This window comes from Streptomyces triticagri (assembly GCF_003429565.1).
GTDB lineage: Bacteria > Actinomycetota > Actinomycetes > Streptomycetales > Streptomycetaceae > Streptomyces > Streptomyces triticagri.
Genome location: NZ_QUAK01000120.1, coordinates 1 through 16,500 on the forward strand (window position 1 = coordinate 1; position 16,500 = coordinate 16,500).

Annotated in this window: 12 protein-coding genes; 6 read left to right on the plus strand and 6 right to left on the minus strand. The window is 70.6% G+C overall.

Annotated features, from left to right (window positions below; translation table 11 throughout):
- The first annotated feature begins 476 nt into the window (after nucleotides 1–476).
- Genes adhE through pflA form a run of 3 tightly spaced genes read left to right on the plus strand, consistent with a single transcriptional unit; the run spans nucleotide 477 to nucleotide 6,137 of the window.
- On the plus strand, nucleotides 477–3,089 hold the full coding sequence (gene adhE / locus DY218_RS22045; protein WP_128557855.1) for a bifunctional acetaldehyde-CoA/alcohol dehydrogenase: 2,613 nt from the start codon (nucleotides 477–479) through the stop codon (nucleotides 3,087–3,089).
- Between the two features lie 7 nt (nucleotides 3,090–3,096).
- Nucleotides 3,097–5,352, plus strand: a complete 2,256-nt coding sequence (gene pflB / locus DY218_RS22050; RefSeq protein WP_128557856.1) for a formate C-acetyltransferase — start codon at nucleotides 3,097–3,099, stop codon at nucleotides 5,350–5,352.
- On the plus strand, nucleotides 5,352–6,137 hold the full coding sequence (gene pflA, locus DY218_RS22055) for a pyruvate formate-lyase-activating protein (protein WP_128557857.1): 786 nt from the start codon (nucleotides 5,352–5,354) through the stop codon (nucleotides 6,135–6,137). The genes pflB and pflA overlap by 1 nt, the downstream gene beginning before the upstream one ends.
- A gap of 77 nt (nucleotides 6,138–6,214) precedes the next feature.
- Here the strand turns inward: pflA and fdhA are convergent, their stop codons facing one another.
- From fdhA to DY218_RS22075, 4 genes are all read right to left on the minus strand, one after another.
- Nucleotides 6,215–7,441 (minus strand): formaldehyde dehydrogenase, glutathione-independent, encoded by a 1,227-nt coding sequence (gene fdhA, locus DY218_RS22060; RefSeq protein ID WP_128557858.1) that lies wholly within the window; start codon nucleotides 7,439–7,441, stop codon nucleotides 6,215–6,217.
- 221 nt (nucleotides 7,442–7,662) lie between these two features.
- On the minus strand, nucleotides 7,663–8,406 hold the full coding sequence (locus DY218_RS22065; protein ID WP_407703674.1) for a chitinase: 744 nt from the start codon (nucleotides 8,404–8,406) through the stop codon (nucleotides 7,663–7,665).
- Between the two features lie 222 nt (nucleotides 8,407–8,628).
- Nucleotides 8,629–9,453, minus strand: coding sequence for an aldo/keto reductase (locus tag DY218_RS22070; RefSeq protein WP_128557860.1), 825 nt, complete (start codon nucleotides 9,451–9,453; stop codon nucleotides 8,629–8,631).
- A gap of 136 nt (nucleotides 9,454–9,589) precedes the next feature.
- Nucleotides 9,590–10,804: an MFS transporter gene (locus DY218_RS22075; protein WP_128557861.1), complete on the minus strand. Its 1,215-nt coding sequence runs from the start codon at nucleotides 10,802–10,804 to the stop codon at nucleotides 9,590–9,592.
- Nucleotides 10,805–10,965: 161 nt separating this feature from the next.
- Between DY218_RS22075 and DY218_RS22080 the strand changes: the two genes are divergently transcribed.
- Nucleotides 10,966–11,436: a MarR family winged helix-turn-helix transcriptional regulator gene (locus tag DY218_RS22080; RefSeq protein WP_128557862.1), complete on the plus strand. Its 471-nt coding sequence runs from the start codon at nucleotides 10,966–10,968 to the stop codon at nucleotides 11,434–11,436.
- 27 nt (nucleotides 11,437–11,463) lie between these two features.
- On the opposite strand, the gene DY218_RS22085 is transcribed toward DY218_RS22080, so the two are convergent.
- Entirely contained in the window at nucleotides 11,464–12,684 is a 1,221-nt protein-coding gene (locus DY218_RS22085) for a glycosyltransferase family 4 protein (protein ID WP_128557863.1), read from the minus strand.
- Nucleotides 12,587–14,020, minus strand: a complete 1,434-nt coding sequence (locus tag DY218_RS22090; protein WP_233521797.1) for a glycosyltransferase 87 family protein — start codon at nucleotides 14,018–14,020, stop codon at nucleotides 12,587–12,589. The genes DY218_RS22085 and DY218_RS22090 overlap by 98 nt, the downstream gene beginning before the upstream one ends.
- A 407-nt stretch (nucleotides 14,021–14,427) precedes the next feature.
- On the opposite strand from DY218_RS22090, the gene DY218_RS22095 reads away from it, so the two are divergent.
- Together DY218_RS22095 and DY218_RS22100 are read left to right on the plus strand one after the other, a co-directional pair.
- A complete protein-coding gene (locus DY218_RS22095) occupies nucleotides 14,428–15,741 on the plus strand; it encodes a sensor histidine kinase (RefSeq protein ID WP_128557864.1) in 1,314 nt (437 codons plus the stop codon).
- Nucleotides 15,729–16,391: a response regulator gene (locus DY218_RS22100; protein ID WP_128557865.1), complete on the plus strand. Its 663-nt coding sequence runs from the start codon at nucleotides 15,729–15,731 to the stop codon at nucleotides 16,389–16,391. The genes DY218_RS22095 and DY218_RS22100 overlap by 13 nt, the downstream gene beginning before the upstream one ends.
- Nucleotides 16,392–16,500 lie beyond the last annotated feature (109 nt).

Consider the following 16,500-nt stretch of genomic DNA (forward strand, 5'->3'; position numbering starts at 1 on the left):
GGCCGCGGCCGCCGGGCGGGCGAGCGCCACGGCCGCCGCCGCGGCACCGCCCAGTCGCAGAGCGCTTCGACGCGGCAGGTCGTACAACATGGCACCCTCACAGGAACGTGCGTCGGAGACGATAGGCCGAATGAAAGGTTTCACTCAGGTGCGCGGAAGGCTATGACTGCCCCTTCGGGGGCGTCAATACGTTCAACGACAGCTAATGCGCGGTGCATTGAAACGTTCAAGGGTGGCCATGCCACTGTCCGCCGACAGTGCGGGCAGGGTTCGCGCCCTCGCGCCGCATGCGACGCCTCACTCCGCCCGCCCCACCTGACCCCGCCCCGATCACCGAACGTCACCTGCGATCACAGCACAGACAACCAACCCCACCTTCCGAATAAAGGCTCAATCAACCCATCACATGGGATATGCCCGGAATGGTGCTACAGTGAGCTTGTGAATGTTTTCACGATCTCTCTGGAGGTGGCCCCGTGGTCACAGAAGCGGAATCCCAGGTCGACGCGCTCGTAGAAGCCGCCCGCAAGGCGCTCCTGGACTTCGACTCGCTCGGGCAGGCCGAGGTCGACCGAATAGTCGGCCAGGCGTCGCTCGCGGCCCTCGCCGCCCACGGGGAGCTCGCCGAACTGGCCGTGCAGGAGACCGGCCGGGGCCTCTTCGAGGACAAGGCGGTCAAGAATCTCTTCGCCTGTGAGCACGTCTCGAATTCGCTGCGCGGCCTGAAGACCGTCGGCGTCATCGGCCGCGACGAGCTGACCGGCATCACCGAGATCGCCGAGCCGGTCGGCGTCGTCGCCGCCCTCACCCCGGTGACCAACCCGACCTCGACCACGGTCTTCAAGGCGCTGATCGCCCTCAAGACCCGCAATCCGATCGTCTTCGCCTTCCACCCCTCCGCGCAGCGCTCCAGCGCCGCGGCCGCCCGTGTCGTGCGGGATGCCGCGATCGACGCGGGCGCGCCCGCGCACTGCGTGCAGTGGATCGAGCACCCGTCCGTCGAGGCCACCGGCACCCTGATGAACCACGACGGCGTCGACGTCATCCTCGCCACCGGCGGCAATGCGATGGTCAAGGCCGCGTACTCGTGCGGCAAGCCGGCCCTCGGCGTCGGCGCGGGGAACGTCCCGGCGTACGTCACCAAGTCCGCGAAGCTGGGCCGCGCCATCCATGACGTGGTGCTCTCCAAGGCCTTCGACCACGGAATGATCTGCGCCTCCGAGCAGGCGGTCGTCCTCGATACCGAGGTGTACGAACGCGGCATCGCCGAGCTGCGCCGCCTGGGGACGTACGTGGTGACGGCCGAGGAGAAGGTGCTCCTGGAGGACTTCGTCTTCCCGGGCGGGGCGAGCGGCCGGAAGCTGAACGCGGCGGTGGTCGGCAGGTCCGCCCGCTGGATCGCCGAGCAGGCGGGATTCGGCGTCCCCGAGGACACCCTCGTACTCGCCGCCGAGGTCGCATCGGTCGGGCCCCAGGAGCCGCTCACCCGCGAGAAGTTGTCCCCGGTGCTCGCCGTGCTGGAAGCGGGCAGCACCGAGCAGGGCATTCGACTCGCCCAGCAGATGGTGGAGTCGGGCGGGCTCGGGCACTCCGCCGCGATCCACACCGAGGACGAGGAGCTCGCCGAGGAGTTCGGCCGGCGGGTCAAGGCGATCCGGGTCATCGTCAACGCCCCTTCCACCTTCGGCGGCATCGGTGACGTCTACAACGCGTTCCTGCCGTCGCTGACCCTCGGCTGCGGGTCTTACGGACGCAACTCGGTCGCCGGCAACGTCTCCGCGGTGAATCTGCTCAACATCAAGCGGGTGGGGCGGCGGAACACCAACATGCAGTGGTTCAAGGTCCCGCCGCGGATCTACTTCGAGCGCAACTCGCTGCGCCACCTCGGCGAGATGGACGGAATGGGCAAGGTCACGGTCGTCACGGACCGCACGATGGGCGAGCTGGGCGTGCTGCGCAAGGTCACCGATCTCCTGGCCGGCCGCGAGCAGCCCGTCACCGTCCAGGTCATCGACGACGTCGAGCCGAATCCGGAGCTCGCCACCGTCGAGGCCGGCGCGGCCAGGATGCGGGACTTCGGACCGGACACGATCATCGCGCTGGGCGGCGGCTCGCCGCTGGACGCGGCGAAGGTGATGTGGCTCCTGTACGAGCACCCCGAGGTCGCCTTCGCGGACACCAAGGAGAAGTTCTTCGACATCCGCAAGCGCACGTACACCTTCCCGAAGCTCGGCGAGAAGGCGCGGCTCGTGGCCGTACCGACCACCTCGGGTACCGGCTCCGAGGTCACCCCGTTCGCCGTCATCTCCGATCCGGTGGCTGCGCAGAAGTATCCGCTCGCGGACTACGCGCTCACCCCGGACGTCGCGATCGTCGACCCGGTCCTGACCAGGACCCTGCCGCCGAACGTCACCGCCGACTCGGGCTTCGACGCGCTGACCCACGCCACCGAGGCGTACCTCTCGGTGTACGCGAGCGACTACACCGACGGCCTCTGTCTGCAGGCCATCAAGCTGATCTTCGGGAATCTGGAGCGCTGCGTCACCGACGGCGCGAACGACCCGGAGGCACGCGAGAAGATGCACAACGCCTCGACGGTCGCGGGCATGGCCTTCGCCAATTCCTTCCTCGGCCTGGTGCACGCGATGGCGCACACCCTGGGCAACACCTTCAAGGTCCCGCACGGCCGCACCAACGCCCTGCTCCTGCCGCACGTCATCCGGCACAACGGCACCGTCACCGGCAAGGCCACCCCCTGGCCGAAGGCCGAGACGTACCGGGCCCCGGAGCGGCTGCAGCAGATCGCGCAGATGCTCGGGCTGCCCGCCGCCACCCCCGAGGAGGGCGTGGAGTCCTACGCCGCGGCGGTGGAGGAGCTGCGTGCCAAGTGCGGGATGCCCGCCTCGTTCGCCGAAGTGGGCGTGGTGGAGCGGGAGTTCCTCGACGCCCTGCCGCAGCAGATCCGCAATGCCTACGCGGACCAGTGCGCCCCCGCCAACCCGCGGATGCCGATGCTCGGCGACATCGAAACCCTCATGAAGCAGGCCTACTACGGCACGGCCGCCCACGACAGCGAGAAGGATGCGTGACCCGGCGATGACCACCACACCCGCGGAGAAGAGCAGCACCGGCGCCTGGGACGGCTTCAAGGGCGGCCTGTGGCGCGACGCGATCGACGTCCGCGACTTCATCCAGCAGAACTACACGCCGTACGAGGGCGACGCGGACTTCCTGGCGGGTCCGACCCTGCGCACCCGGATGGTCTGGCAGCGCCTTGCGGCGATGTTCCCGGTGGAGAACGAGCGCGGCATCCACGACGTGGACGTGCACACCCCGTCCCGTATCGACGCCTTCGGCCCCGGATACATCGACCCGGACCGCGACCTCATCGTCGGCCTGCAGACCGATGCCCCGCTGAAGCGGGCGATCATGCCGAACGGCGGCTGGCGGATGGTCGAGTCCTCACTGCGCGACTACGGCTACGAGCCGGACCCGCGAGTGAAGGAGATCTACACCAAGCTCCGCAAGACCCACAACGCCGGCACCTTCGACGCGTACACCCCGGAGATCCGCGCCTGCCGCAGCTCGGGCATCATCACCGGGCTGCCGGACGCGTACGGCCGCGGCCGCATCATCGGCGACTACCGCAGGGTCGCGCTCTACGGCGTGGACCGTCTGATCGAGGCCAAGGAGGACGAGAAGGCCGCCGTCGGCGCGCACTGGCCGACCGATGCCAACATCCGGGACCGCGAGGAGCTCTCCGAGCAGATCGCGGCGCTCGGTGAGCTCAAGGCGATGGCCGCCTCGTACGGTTACGACATCTCGGGCCCCGCCACCAGCGGCCGCGAGGCCGTCCAGTGGACGTACTTCGCCTATCTGGCGGCGGTGAAGGAGCAGAACGGTGCCGCGATGTCGCTCGGCCGCACCTCCACGTTCCTCGACATCTATCTGCAGCGGGACATCGAGCGCGGGCTGATCACCGAGGAGCGGGCGCAGGAGTTCATCGACGACTTCGTCATCAAGCTGCGCATCGTCCGTTTCCTGCGCACCCACGACTTCAACCAGGGCTTCTCCGGCGACCCCACCTGGGTGACCGAGTCCATCGGCGGTGTCGGCGAGGACGGCCGGCCGCTGGTCACCCGCAACTCCTTCCGGTTCCTGCAGACCCTGTACAACCTGGGTCCGGCGCCCGAGCCCAACCTGACGGTCTTCTGGTCGCCCCGACTGCCGCAGGGATTCAAGGAGTTCGCCTCGAAGGTGGCCATCGACACCTCGGCCATCCAGTTCGAGTCGGACGAGCTGATGCGGCCCAAGTACGGCGACGACACCGCCATCGCCTGCTGTGTCTCGCCGTCCGCCACCGGGAAGCAGATGCAGTTCTTCGGCGCGCGGGTCAATGTCGCCAAGGCACTCCTGTACGCGATCAACGGCGGCCGGGACGAGAAGTCTGGCAAGGTCGTGGCGGAGGGCTTCGAGCCGATCACGGACGAGATCCTCGACTACGACACCGTCGCGGCCCGCTACGACCAGCTCCTCGACTGGCTGGCCCGTACCTATGTGCATGCGATGAACGTCATCCACTACATGCACGACAAGTACGCCTACGAGCGCATCGAGATGGCGCTGCACGACCATGCGCCGCTGCGCACGATGGCGTTCGGTGCCGCCGGCCTCTCGGTGGCCGCGGACTCGCTCGCGGCGATCAAGTACGCGAAGGTGCGGCCCGTCCGCGACGAGAGCGGCCTAGCCGTCGACTTCGAGATCGAGGGCGACCACCCGGCGTACGGCAACAACGACGACCGGGCGGACGAGCTGGCCGTCAGGATCGTGCAGGACTTCATGGCGAAACTGCGCCGGTACCCGACCTACCGCGACGCGGTGCACACCCAGTCGATCCTCACGATCACCTCGAACGTCGTCTACGGAAAGAAGACCGGCAACACCCCGGACGGCCGCCGCGCCGGCGAGCCGTTCGCCCCGGGCGCGAACCCCATGAACGGCCGCGACGAGCACGGCTACATCGCCTCCGCGCTCTCGGTCGCCAAGCTGCCGTACGACGACGCGGAGGACGGCATCTCGCTGACGAACACGGTGACCCCGGACGCGCTCGGGCGCACCCAGGAGGAACGGATCGGCAATCTCTCGGGCGTCCTCGACGGCTACATGCAGTCCGGCGGCTTCCACATGAACGTCAACGTCCTGGACAAGGCCATGCTCGAGGACGCCATGGAACACCCGGAGAACTACCCGCAGTTGACCATCCGGGTCTCCGGCTATGCGGTCAACTTCGTCCGCCTGACCCGCGAGCAGCAGCTGGACGTCATCAACCGCACCTTCCACGGGGCGCTGTGATGACGGCGACCACGCTCGACGCCGTGACTCCGGCCGGGGCGGCCGCGCGCCGCCCCGTCTCGGGCACGGTCCACTCCTGGGACCTGTCCACCGGGGTCGACGGGCCCGGCAGCCGCTTCGTGACCTTCCTGTCCGGCTGTCCGCTGCAGTGCCTGTACTGCCAGAATCCGGACACCCTGCGGATGCGCAACGGGCGCCGGGTGGCCGCGGACGAGATCGTCGCGGAGGCCGCGAAGTACCGGCGGTTCATCCGTGCCGCGGGCGGTGGCGCCACGATCAGCGGGGGTGAACCGCTGCTGCAGCCGGTGTTCGCCGGCGAGCTCTTCCACCGTTTCAAGCACGAGTTGGGCTATCACACGGCGCTCGACACCTCGGGGTACCTGGGCGCCCGCGCCACCGACGCGCTGCTGCGCGATGTCGATCTGGTGCTGCTCGACATCAAGTCCTGGGACCGGGACACGTATCGCAAGGTCACCGGCCGCTCGCTCGAGCCGACCCTGGACTTCGCCCGCCGCCTGGCCGATCTCGGCAAGGAGGTGTGGGTACGTTTCGTCCTGGTGCCGGGCCTGACCGACGACCCGGCGAACATCGAGCGGGTGGCCGCCTTCGCCGCCTCTCTCGGCAATGTCTCCCGGGTCGACGTACTGCCCTTCCACAAGCTCGGCGAGGCCAAGTGGGCCGCGCTCGGCATGGACTTCGCGCTGCGCGACACCCCGTCGCCGACACCGCGGGAGGTCGCCGAGGCGCGGGAGATCTTCGCCTCGCAGGGGCTCACCGCCGTCTGAAGCGTCGCAGGGCGGCCCTGCGCGGTCCGCCTCCCGCCCCGTGACGTACTCGGAGGCAGGAGGCGTACGGTCCCGGGTCAGATCGCGCGGACGCCCGCGAGCGCGCCGTGCGGGTCGAGGACGTATTTGCGGCTCGCGCCCTGGTCGAACTCGGCGTAGCCGCGCGGGGCGTCCTCAAGTCCGATCACCGTGGCGTTGACCGCCTTCGCGATCTGCACCTTCTCGTGCAGGATCGCCTTCATCAGGGCGTGGTGGTACTGCATCACGGGGCACTGGCCGGTGGTGAAGCGGTGGCTCTTGGCCCAGCCGAGGCCGAGGCGCACCTTCAGGGTGCCGGCCCGTGCGTCCTGGTCGACGCCGCCCGGGTCGTCCGTGACGTAGAGGCCCGGGATGCCGAGTGCACCGCCAGCCCGGGTGACGCCCATCAGGGCGTTCAGGACCGTCGCGGGCGCCTCCGGGGAGTCCTCCCCGTGGGCGCGCGCCTCGAAGCCGACGGCGTCCACCGCCGCGTCCACCTCGGGTTCGCCGAGGATCTGCGCGATCTGGTCCTCCAGGCTTCCGGCGGTGAGATCCACGGTCTCGCAGCCGAAACTGCGGGCCTGGGCGAGGCGTTCGGCGTTCAGATCGCCGACGATCACCACGGCGGCGCCGAGGAGCTGGGCCGATGCGGCGGCGGCGAGTCCGACCGGTCCTGCGCCCGCCACGTACACCGTCGAGCCCACGCCGGCGCCGGAGGTGACCGCCCCGTGGAAGCCGGTCGGGAAGATGTCCGACAGCATCGTGAGGTCGAGCAGCTTGGCGCGTGCGGCGTCCGGGTCGGGGAAGCGCAGCAGATTGAAGTCCGCGTACGGGACCATCACGAACTCGGCCTGACCGCCGACCCAGCCGCCCATGTCGACATAGCCATAAGCCGCCCCGGGGCGGGCCGGGTTGACGTTCAGACAGATGCCGGTCTTGCGCTCCTTGCAGTTGCGGCAGCGGCCGCAGGCGATGTTGAACGGGACCGACACGACGTCGCCGACCTCGAGGGCCTCCACGTCGGGTCCGCGTTCGACGATCTCTCCGGTGATCTCGTGCCCGAGTACCAGGCCCTCGGGGGCCGTGGTGCGGCCGCGGACCATGTGCTGGTCACTGCCGCAGATATTGGTGGCCAGGACCTTGAGGATCACCCCGTGCCGGCATTTGCGGCCGACGTTCTCGGGGGCCACCCCCGGTCCGTCCTGGAGCTCGAGAGTCGGGTGGTCGATGGTCCTGACCTCCACGGTTCCCGGCTTGAGATAGGCGACTGCCCGGTTTCCGCTCATGGCTCGCTCGCCGTCCCTTCGGCTTTCGGCAGCAGATGCTCGGCCCCCGCAGGGCGGAGTCTGCTACCGAGTGCGGGGTCCGGCCAGGGGCCGCGCACGCATCTGCTGCGCTCGTTCCGGGGGTACGACGAAACCGCGTACCGTGCCCCGTCGGGTGGGTGGACGGGGCACGGTACGCGGCGGATCTCACCGAGTGCTCCGAGAGAGCGCCCGGTGCCGGGTCAGCAGCTGAGGTTGTCGCCCGGGGTCGTGCCGAGCAGCTGCACGAAGCGCTGGTACAGGTCGATGCGGCTCTGCACCTGGCCCGGGTTGCCGCCGTCGCACTCCAGGGATCCGTTGATCGCGCGGATCGTCTCGCCGAAGCCGGCGCCGTTCACCATGGCGTCGTGCGGGGTCATGGTGCCGGGGCCGGACTGGGTGTTCCAGTACCACAGGCCCGTCTTCCAGGCGACGGCCGCGTCCTGCTCGACCTTCCACGGGTCGTTCAGGAGGTCGATGCCGAGGGCGTCACCCGCGGCCTTGTAGTTGAAGTTCCAGCTGAGCTGCACCGGTCCGCGGCCGTAGTAGGCGTCATTGCCCGCGGGGCAGCCGTAGGGCTGTGAATCGTCGCAGTAGTGGGGGTAGTTGTCCTGGTTCTCCTCGACGATGTGGACGAGGCCACCGGTCTCGTGACTGACATTGGCGAGGAAGGCCGCGGCCTCGCGCTTCTGTGTGGTCTCGTCGCCGGTGGTGGCGAACTCCGGGTAGGCGCTCAGGGCGTCGGTGAGTCCGCTGTAGGTGTAGAAGGAATTCCTGTTCGGGAACATCTCGTTGAACTGGGCCTCGCTGACGACGAAGTCGGCGGCGGCCGCCTTCTCCTTCGCGGGCTCGTCGACCGTCGCCTGCGAGGTCATGGGCATGACAACCAACAGCGCACAGGCCGCCACCAGGGCGGTCAGCAGTGCGCCCAGGCGCTTCTTCGGCATTCGAACCATGCGTGCACTCCTTGCTCGTGGGGGTGGCAACACCCAAGCCCATTGGTCTGGACCAGGTCAAGGTGTGGGGTGAAGTTGGCATAGTCGGCGCCGGATTCCGCTTTACGGCAAAGGCGTTCGCACACAGACATTCGCGCAAAGACGGTGCCGCAAAGGCCCGCGCCGCCCCGGACGTGGTGGGGCGACGCGGGCCGAACGGGCTTGACGCGTACGTCAGTTGAGGGTGTCGGGGTCGGGACCGGTGCGCAGGTCCCGGTCGAGCCCGGTGATGGCGTCGATCTCCGCGGGGCTGAGCTCGAAGTCGAAGACGTCGAGGTTCTCGCGGATCCGGCTCTCGGTGACCGACTTGGGGATGACCACATTGCCGATCTGCAGATGCCAGCGCAGGACGACCTGGGCCGGCCTCTTGCCGTGCGCGGCGGCGGCCTCGGTGATGGCGTCGTCCTTCAGGACGGCACCCTGCGCGAGCGGGCTCCACGCCTCGGTGGCGATGCCGTGCCGGTCGTGGAAGGCGCGCAACTCCGCCTGCTGGAGGCCCGGGTGGAGCTCGATCTGGTTCACCGCGGGGACGACGGAGGCGCTGCCGAGCAGCCGCTCCAGGTGCGCCGCCTTGAAGTTGGAGACTCCGATCGCACGGGTGCGCCCGTCGGCGTACAGCTTCTCCAGCGCGCGCCAGGTGTCGGCGTACAGATCACGGGCGGGGGTCGGCCAGTGGATCAGATACAGGTCGACGTGGTCGAGGCCGAGCTTGTCCAGGGAGGCGTCGAACGCGGTGAGCGTGCTGTCGTAGCCCTGGTCGGCGTTCCACAGCTTGGTGGTGATGAACAGCTCGTCGCGGGCGATTCCGGAGTCGGCGAGCGCCCGGCCCACGCCGCGCTCGTTGCCGTAGATCGCGGCGGTGTCGATGCTGCGGTAGCCGGCCCGCAGGGCGGCGGCGACGGCGGGGGTGGTCTCCTCGTCGGGGACCTGGAAGACGCCGAAGCCGAGCTGGGGCATGGCGACGCCGTTGTTGAGGGTGCGGGTGGGGACGGAAGTCACGAGGGGGCTCCTTCTCGGTGGTACGTGATCTGTAGTGCGTGTTCTGTGGCGTGTGATCGGTGGTGCGTGATCGGTGATGCGTGATCGGTGATGCGTGATCGGTGATGCGTGATCGGTGATGCGTGATTAGTCGTGATCAGTGGTGTGCGGGGACGGGGCGTTCGACGGGGATCGGGACCGTCACCGGCGCGGGGGCGCGGCGATCGGGTGCGCGGCGCTCCAGGGCGCTGGAGACGATCGCGAGGACCAGGGCCGCGCCGGCCAGTGCGGCGCCGACCCAGTTGGGCGCCGTGTAGCCGAAGCCCGCGGCGATGACGAGGCCGCCGAGCCAGGCCGCGAGGGCGTTGCCCAGGTTGAAGGCGCCGATGTTCACGGCCGACGCCAGGGTCGGCGCTCCGTGCGCGAAGTCGAGTACCCGCTTCTGCAGCGGCGGTACGGTCGCGAAGCCGAGCGCCCCGATGAGGAACACGGCGACGGCCGCGGTGATCTTGTTGTGGGCGCAGGCGGTGAACAGGGCGAGGACCAGGGCCAGGCCGCCGAGCGCCGTGAAGAGCATCGGCATCAGCCTGCGGTCCGCGAACCTCCCGCCGGTCAGGTTCCCGGCCACCATGCCGAGTCCGAACAGCGCGAGCAGCCAGGTCACGGAGGAGTCCGCGTAGCCTGCGACCTCGGTCATCATCGGCGCGATGTAGGTGACGGCGGCGAAGACTCCGCCGAAGCCGAGCACGGTCATCGCCATGGCGAGCAGCACTTGCACATTCTTGAACGCGATCACCTCGTGGCGCAGCCTGACGCCCTCCGGCTTGGGCAGATCGGGTACGAGCCGGGCGATGCCGGCGAGGCCGAGTACGCCGAGCGCGGCGACGACGAAGAAGGTCGCGCGCCAGCCGGCCCCCTGGCCGATGAACGTGCCGAGCGGTACGCCGACGACGTTGGCCACGGTCAGGCCGGTGAACATCATCGAGATGGCGGCGGCCTTCTTCTCGGGTGCGACCAGCTCGGCGGCGACGACGGCTCCGATGCCGAAGAACGCTCCGTGCGCCAGTGAGGCGACCACGCGGCCGACGAGCATGACGCCGAAGACGGGGGCGACGGCCGAGACGACATTGCCCACGATGAACAGGCCCATCAGCAGCATGAGCATGTTCTTGCGGGAGATCTTGGTGCCGAGGGCGGTCATGAGCGGTGCGCCGAACATGACACCGAGGGCGTATCCGGTGACGAGGAATCCGGCGGTGGGCACCGAGACGCCGAAGTCGGCGGCGACATCGGGCAGCAGGCCCATGATGACGAATTCGGTGGTGCCGATGCCGAAGGCCCCGATGGCGAGGGCCAGGAGCGCGAGAGGCATGGGGGTGGCCTTCCAAGCGAACGTTGCGGTAGCGCCTTACGAGCGAAGACAATAATTGCACACGCGGGCTAATTGCAAGCGCGCTATAGTGGCGTACGCCGCATCAAGCCTCGGAGGCCTTCACCGGACTCCGCGGACAGCCCCAGGAAGGACGCGTGACCATGACCGCCACCGACCCCGCGCTCACCGCCCTCGCCCAGGGCTGGTGCGCCCTCTCGCTGCTGCACGGCAGGATCGAGGCGCACATCGAGCGCGCGCTGCAGGCCGGGCACGGCCTCAGCGTGCGCGAGTACTCCCTGCTCGACGTGCTCAGCCGCCAGCACGACGGGGAGGGCGGCCATCTGCAGATGAAGCAGGTCGCCGACGCGGTCGTCCTCAGCCAGAGCGCCACGACCCGCCTGGTCACCCGCCTCGAGGACCGCGGGCTGCTGTCCCGGTACCTGTGCCCGACCGACCGGCGCGGCATCTACACCAATGTCTCCGAAGCGGGCCTCGCCCTGCTCGAAGAGGCGCGGCCCACCAACAACCGCGCCCTGCGCGAAGCGCTGGACGCGGCTGGCGGCGAGCCGGATCTGGCCCCGCTGGTCCAGGTCCTGGACCGGATGTCGGTCCCGGGCGGCCAGGCTGCCTGAGCGCGCTGGGGCTGAGTGCGCTGGGCGTCAGCGTCCGTACGGGAAGTTCCTTCGGACGTATGGGAAGTCCCGCCGGACGTACGGGAGTTCGGGGCGCCGGGGCGAGGAGTCGCCGGGCTCGGGTCTCGGGGTGAGGAGGCGGGTGAGGTGTGCGGCGGAGGCGTCCCAGGTCCACATCCGCTCGACCCAGCGCCTGCCCGCCGCGCCCATCGCCGCGCCCTCCGGTGTGCACAGCAGACGTCCGACCGCGTCGGCCACGGCCCGTACGTCTCGACCGTCGACGACCGTGCCGGTGCGGCCGTCAAGGACCGCGTCCGGGGCCCCGCCGGAGTCCCCCACGACCACGGGCAGACCGCCGGCCGCGGCCTCCAGATAGACGATCCCGAGTCCTTCGGCCTCCAGGCCGCCGCGGCGCGTACGGCAGGGCATGGCGAAGACGTCGGCGGCGGCGTAGTACCCGGGGGTCTCCGCGTGGCGTACGCCGCCGGCGAAGACGACCGATCCGGGCGGCTGTGCGTCGGCCAGGCGTCGCAGCCGGCGTGCGTCCGGGCCGTCGCCGACCACGAGCAGCACCGCTTCCGGGACGGTGCGCCGGATGATCGGGAGCGCCCGGATGAGCATGTCCTGGCCCTTGCGCGGGACCAGGCGGGCGAGGCTCAGGACGACCTTGCGCCCCTCGAGACCGTGGCGTGCCCGCAGTGCGCGTCCCTGCTCGGCCACGGCGTCGCCGCGGAACGCCGGCGGGTCCACGCCGGGGACGAGGCGGCTCATCCGGACGTCGGGATCCAGTGCCGGGGCGATCCGGTTACGGGTGTGGTCGCCGAGGTACGTGACGACGTCGACGCCGGAACCGATGCGCCTCAACAGGCCGCGGGCGCCCGGGACTCGGGCCCACCAGATCTCGTGGCCGTGGGTGGTCGCGACGATCCTCCGTACACCGGCCCGGCGGAGCGCCGGGGCCATCGCCCCGAGCGGGGCGGCCGCACCGAACCACACCCGGTCGCAGCCGTACTCCCGCACCAGGTCCAGCGTCCGGGCGGTGGCACGCGGAGTGGGCAGCAGGGTGCGGGCCGGGTCGCGGATCACCGGGAACGGCAGGGTGGCGTCGAATGCGGACGCGCCGGGCTCGGAGGAGGTGTGCACGACCACATCACCGCCCGGGAAGCGCGTGGCCATGGCGTGGACGAACGTCTCGATCCCGCCCTGCCGCGGCGGGAAGTCGTTGGTGACGACGAGTGTGGTGCTCAAGACGGCTGCTCTCCTCGGAGTCCGCACGGTGGCGGGCGATCGGGTGTCGGGGTTCCGGACGGGGTACGGGCCGGCGCGCCGGTGTCGCGATACGCACCCAGGCGACGAGGACCAGAGGCAGGACGAAGTAGCCGAACCGGCCCGCCGGCGCGCACAGGAAGGCGATGCACAGGCCTGCGGCGAGCCGGTCGACGGCCGTGAACGCGTCGGCGGGCGGGCGCAGCACCAGCGAGACGCCGACGGCCACACCGCCGCACACCAGCAGGGCGATCGCCGCGTACCAGCCGGGCGGGCCCAGATCGGCGAGGAGCCGGCCGGGCAGCGGGCTGTCCGCGGGTGTCGCGACGGCGGCGCGACCGGTCGGGAAGGCGACCACCTGGTCGAGCAACGGGCCCGGCGCGGCCAGGGCGAACGGCACCACGGCGGCGAGCACTCCGGCCGACCAGGCCGCCAGGCACCGGGTTGCGGCCCGGGCTCCCGACCGGGACGCGAGCAGGGCGCAGGCCACCGTGACAGCCGGTAGCGCCGTCCACTTGAGCGCGCAGGCGGCCGCGAGCGCCAGTCCCGCGGCGTACGGCCGGTCGCCGGCGGCGAGCGCGAGGCCCAGGCAGCACAGGCCGACCAGCGGCAGGTCCACGCCGCTGACGCAGAGCGGGAGCGCGACGAGCGGCGACGCGACGAGAACGCTCAGGGCGGCCCAGGGCGTCGAACTCCCTCGAGTTGGAGGCTTGTTGGGGCGGTGGGCTGCACCGCGGCGCAGCACCGCGCAGGCCCCCGCCAGGCATGCCACCAGGACCAGGGCGCACCACAGCCGGGGGTCGCCGAACAGACGGGCCGCCGCCGATTCCTCGCCGAGCAGGGCCGCGGGCAGGCCGAACAGGCTCATCCCGGGGAGGTACGGGTTGTAGTCCGTGACGGTCGCCGGGTCGGCCAGATACGGCGATCCGGTGGTCCGGAGCAGTGCGGCGGATCGTTCCACCACACCTACCTCGCTCTGCGCCCGTCCGGTGAGCGCCAGTTGGAGGAAGGGGACCGCGACCGCGCCGGTAAGGGCTGCGGCCGACGAATACGTACGGGTGCACCGTCCAGGGAGCACATGGGCGAGCAGGGCCGCGCTCAGATAGCCGATGGCGGCGGTCCGGCCCCAGAGGCGGTGCGGGGCGGGTTCGGCGAGCAGACCGACCGCCGCCGCGCAACAGGCCGCCGCCGCCCAGCCGATGGCCCACAGGGCGCGCCGGCTAGGGGCTCGCACGAGTCCGGCGCGGGCGGTGCGGACGGTGCGTGGTGGGGCGGGAGGGGTGGTGAGGGCGAGTGTTCCGACGGGTCGCTGAGGCACGCTGCCAGTCCAGCCGGGCGCGGGGACAAGGTCATGACAGCTGGGTCGAGACCTCGCGGTCGGGTTTCCCCGACCCTCGCGGCGGCCTCCGGTGCGTGGGCTGGCCTCCGGCCGGCCGGCGGTTGCGGTTTCCCGCAGCTCGAATCCCGCCGCTTCCGCTACGCGCGGGGCGCGGCTCTCCGCCGGCTCGGGCTGGGGCTTTTCGCTGGCGCAGACTGCGGTTTTCCGCCAGCCCGGGCTGCGGCTTTCCGCGCACGCGGGTTGGGGTTTTCCACCTGCACATGGGTGGTTTTCCCTACCGACAACGCCCGGTTGTGCGCACTACGTTGTGGACGATCACAGACGCGGGCGGCTCCGACGCCCAGGACGGTACGCGCTGCGCGGCGGCGCGGCGGGAAAGGCACAGCATGTCCACGGCGAAGGGACCCGGCGGGCCAGGCGGCCCCGACACGGCGGTGCGGGAGGCGCTCGCGCGGCGGCCGCGGCGCTTTCTGTTCTCGCTGTGGCCGCTGCTCTGTTGGGCCCACCTGTTGAGCGGGACGCTGTTCGGACTCGGGGTGCTCCTTGCACTCACCGTGCTGGTCTCGCTCGGCGCGATCCTCTCCGTGCTCGGCGTCGGCCTGCTGCTGCTCGTCTGCACCGCGCTGCTCGGCGTCCCCGTGGCGGCGGTGGAGCGGCACCGGCTGCGCCTCGTCGCCCCGGTGGCGATAGCCGATCCGTACGAGCGGCCGCAGGACGGCACGGCCTGGCACCGCCTCCGGCACCGGCTCACCCAGCGGGCCACCTGGCGCGAGCTCGGCTATGCGGCCCTGCTGGCGATCGTCTTCGCCGGGGCCGGTCTGGGCGTGCTCGTCCTCCTCGTCCTCAGCGCGATCCTCGTGTCCGTACCGGTGCTGGTGTGGGCGCTGGCGCCCGAGGCGGTGATGGTGATCCCGGGGCATGCCATCCCCAGTCCATGGGCCGCCGTCCCGTTCACGCTCGTGGGGCTCGCCGGCGTCGCACTGTCCGCGTACGCGGCCGGCTGGCTGACCTGGGCCCAGGTGCGTATCGCCTGGCTGTTGCTCTCACCGCGCCAGGACGAGACCTCGAGGCACGTCGTCGAGCTCACCCGTTCCCGGGCCCGGCTCGCGGACGCCTTCGAGGCAGAGCGGCGCCGCATCGAGCGCGATCTGCACGACGGCGCCCAGCAGCAACTCGTCGCGCTGACCATGACGTTGGGCCTCGCCGAGTTCGAGCTCGGCGACGCGCATCCCGAGGCCGCGGCCCTGATCGGCCGGGGCCGCGCGGAGGCTCGGCGCGCCCTTGACCAACTGCGTGATCTGGTCCGTGGCATCCATCCGCAGGTGCTGACCGATCACGGTCTTGCGGCCGCCGTGGCGGAGATCGCCCTGCGCACGCCCCTGGAGGTCACCGTCGGCATCGATCTGCCGAATCGCCTGCCCGGACCGGTCGAGACGACGGCGTACTTCACCGTGGCGGAGGCCTTGGCCAATGCGACCAAGCACAGCGGTGCGGGCCGCATCGAGATATCCGGCCGCCTCGACCGGGACCGGCTCGTCCTCGTGGTCACCGACGACGGGATGGGAGGTGCGGACCCGTCGAAGGGCACCGGCCTGTCCGGACTCGCGGACCGCCTGGCGATCCTCCGGGGCCGCCTGACCGTGGCAAGTCCGGTCGGTGGCCCGACCCGTGTCCGAGTGGAGGTCCCGTGCTCCGCGTAGTCCTCGCCGAGGACGCCGTCCTGCTCCGCGCCGGACTCGCCGAACTGCTGCACCGCGGCGGCCATGTGGTGGTCGAGGCGGTGGGCGACGGTACGGGCCTGGCCCGGGCGGTGGACGACCACCGCCCGGACGTCGTGATCACCGATGTACGGATGCCGCCCGGCTTCCGCGACGAGGGGCTGCGTGCGGCGCTCGAACTCCGCGCCCGGCACAGGAGTCTGCCGGTCCTCGTGCTCTCCCAGTACGTCGCGACGGCCTACGCCACGCAGCTGCTGAGCGGGGGCGGTCCGGGGGACGGCGGGCTCGGGTATCTGCTCAAGGACCGGGTCGGCGAGGTCGCAGAGTTCATGGACGCGGTGCGCCGGGTCGCCGGAGGGCAGACGGTGATCGACCCGGAGGTCGTACGGGTGCTCCTGGCGCAGCAGACCGCGGAGAAGCCGCTGAGCCGGCTCACGCCGCGCGAGCGCGAGGTGCTCACGCTGATGGCGGAGGGTCTCAACAACCAGTCCATCGCCCGCAGGTTGACCGTCACCGAGGCCTCGGTGGTCAAGCACTCAGGCAACATCTTCATGAAACTGGACGTCGATCCGACGGAGGGGAACCGCCGCGTCCTGGCCGTACTCGCGCATCTCCGCGGGGAGGAGGCCTGACGCACGTCAACGGCCGGCACGGCCGCACACCGGCCGGAGGACAGCTCGCCCGAGGACAGCGCGCCGGACGTCCGGACATTCCTCGCGGACTCTCGGCCATGGTCGCGGG

Excerpts from the sequence above, each read along its gene's own strand:
- fdhA (WP_128557858.1), bottom strand. The coding sequence starts at position 7,441 with ATGAGCGGAAACCGGGCAGTCGCCTATCTCAAGCCGGGAACCGTGGAG.
- DY218_RS22095 (WP_128557864.1), top strand. The coding sequence starts at position 14,428 with ATGTCCACGGCGAAGGGACCCGGCGGGCCAGGCGGCCCCGACACGGCG.
- DY218_RS22080 (WP_128557862.1), top strand. The coding sequence starts at position 10,966 with ATGACCGCCACCGACCCCGCGCTCACCGCCCTCGCCCAGGGCTGGTGC.
- DY218_RS22075 (WP_128557861.1), bottom strand. The coding sequence starts at position 10,804 with ATGCCTCTCGCGCTCCTGGCCCTCGCCATCGGGGCCTTCGGCATCGGC.
- pflA (WP_128557857.1), top strand. The coding sequence starts at position 5,352 with ATGACGGCGACCACGCTCGACGCCGTGACTCCGGCCGGGGCGGCCGCG.
- pflB (WP_128557856.1), top strand. The coding sequence starts at position 3,097 with ATGACCACCACACCCGCGGAGAAGAGCAGCACCGGCGCCTGGGACGGC.
- DY218_RS22065 (WP_407703674.1), bottom strand. The coding sequence starts at position 8,406 with ATGCCGAAGAAGCGCCTGGGCGCACTGCTGACCGCCCTGGTGGCGGCC.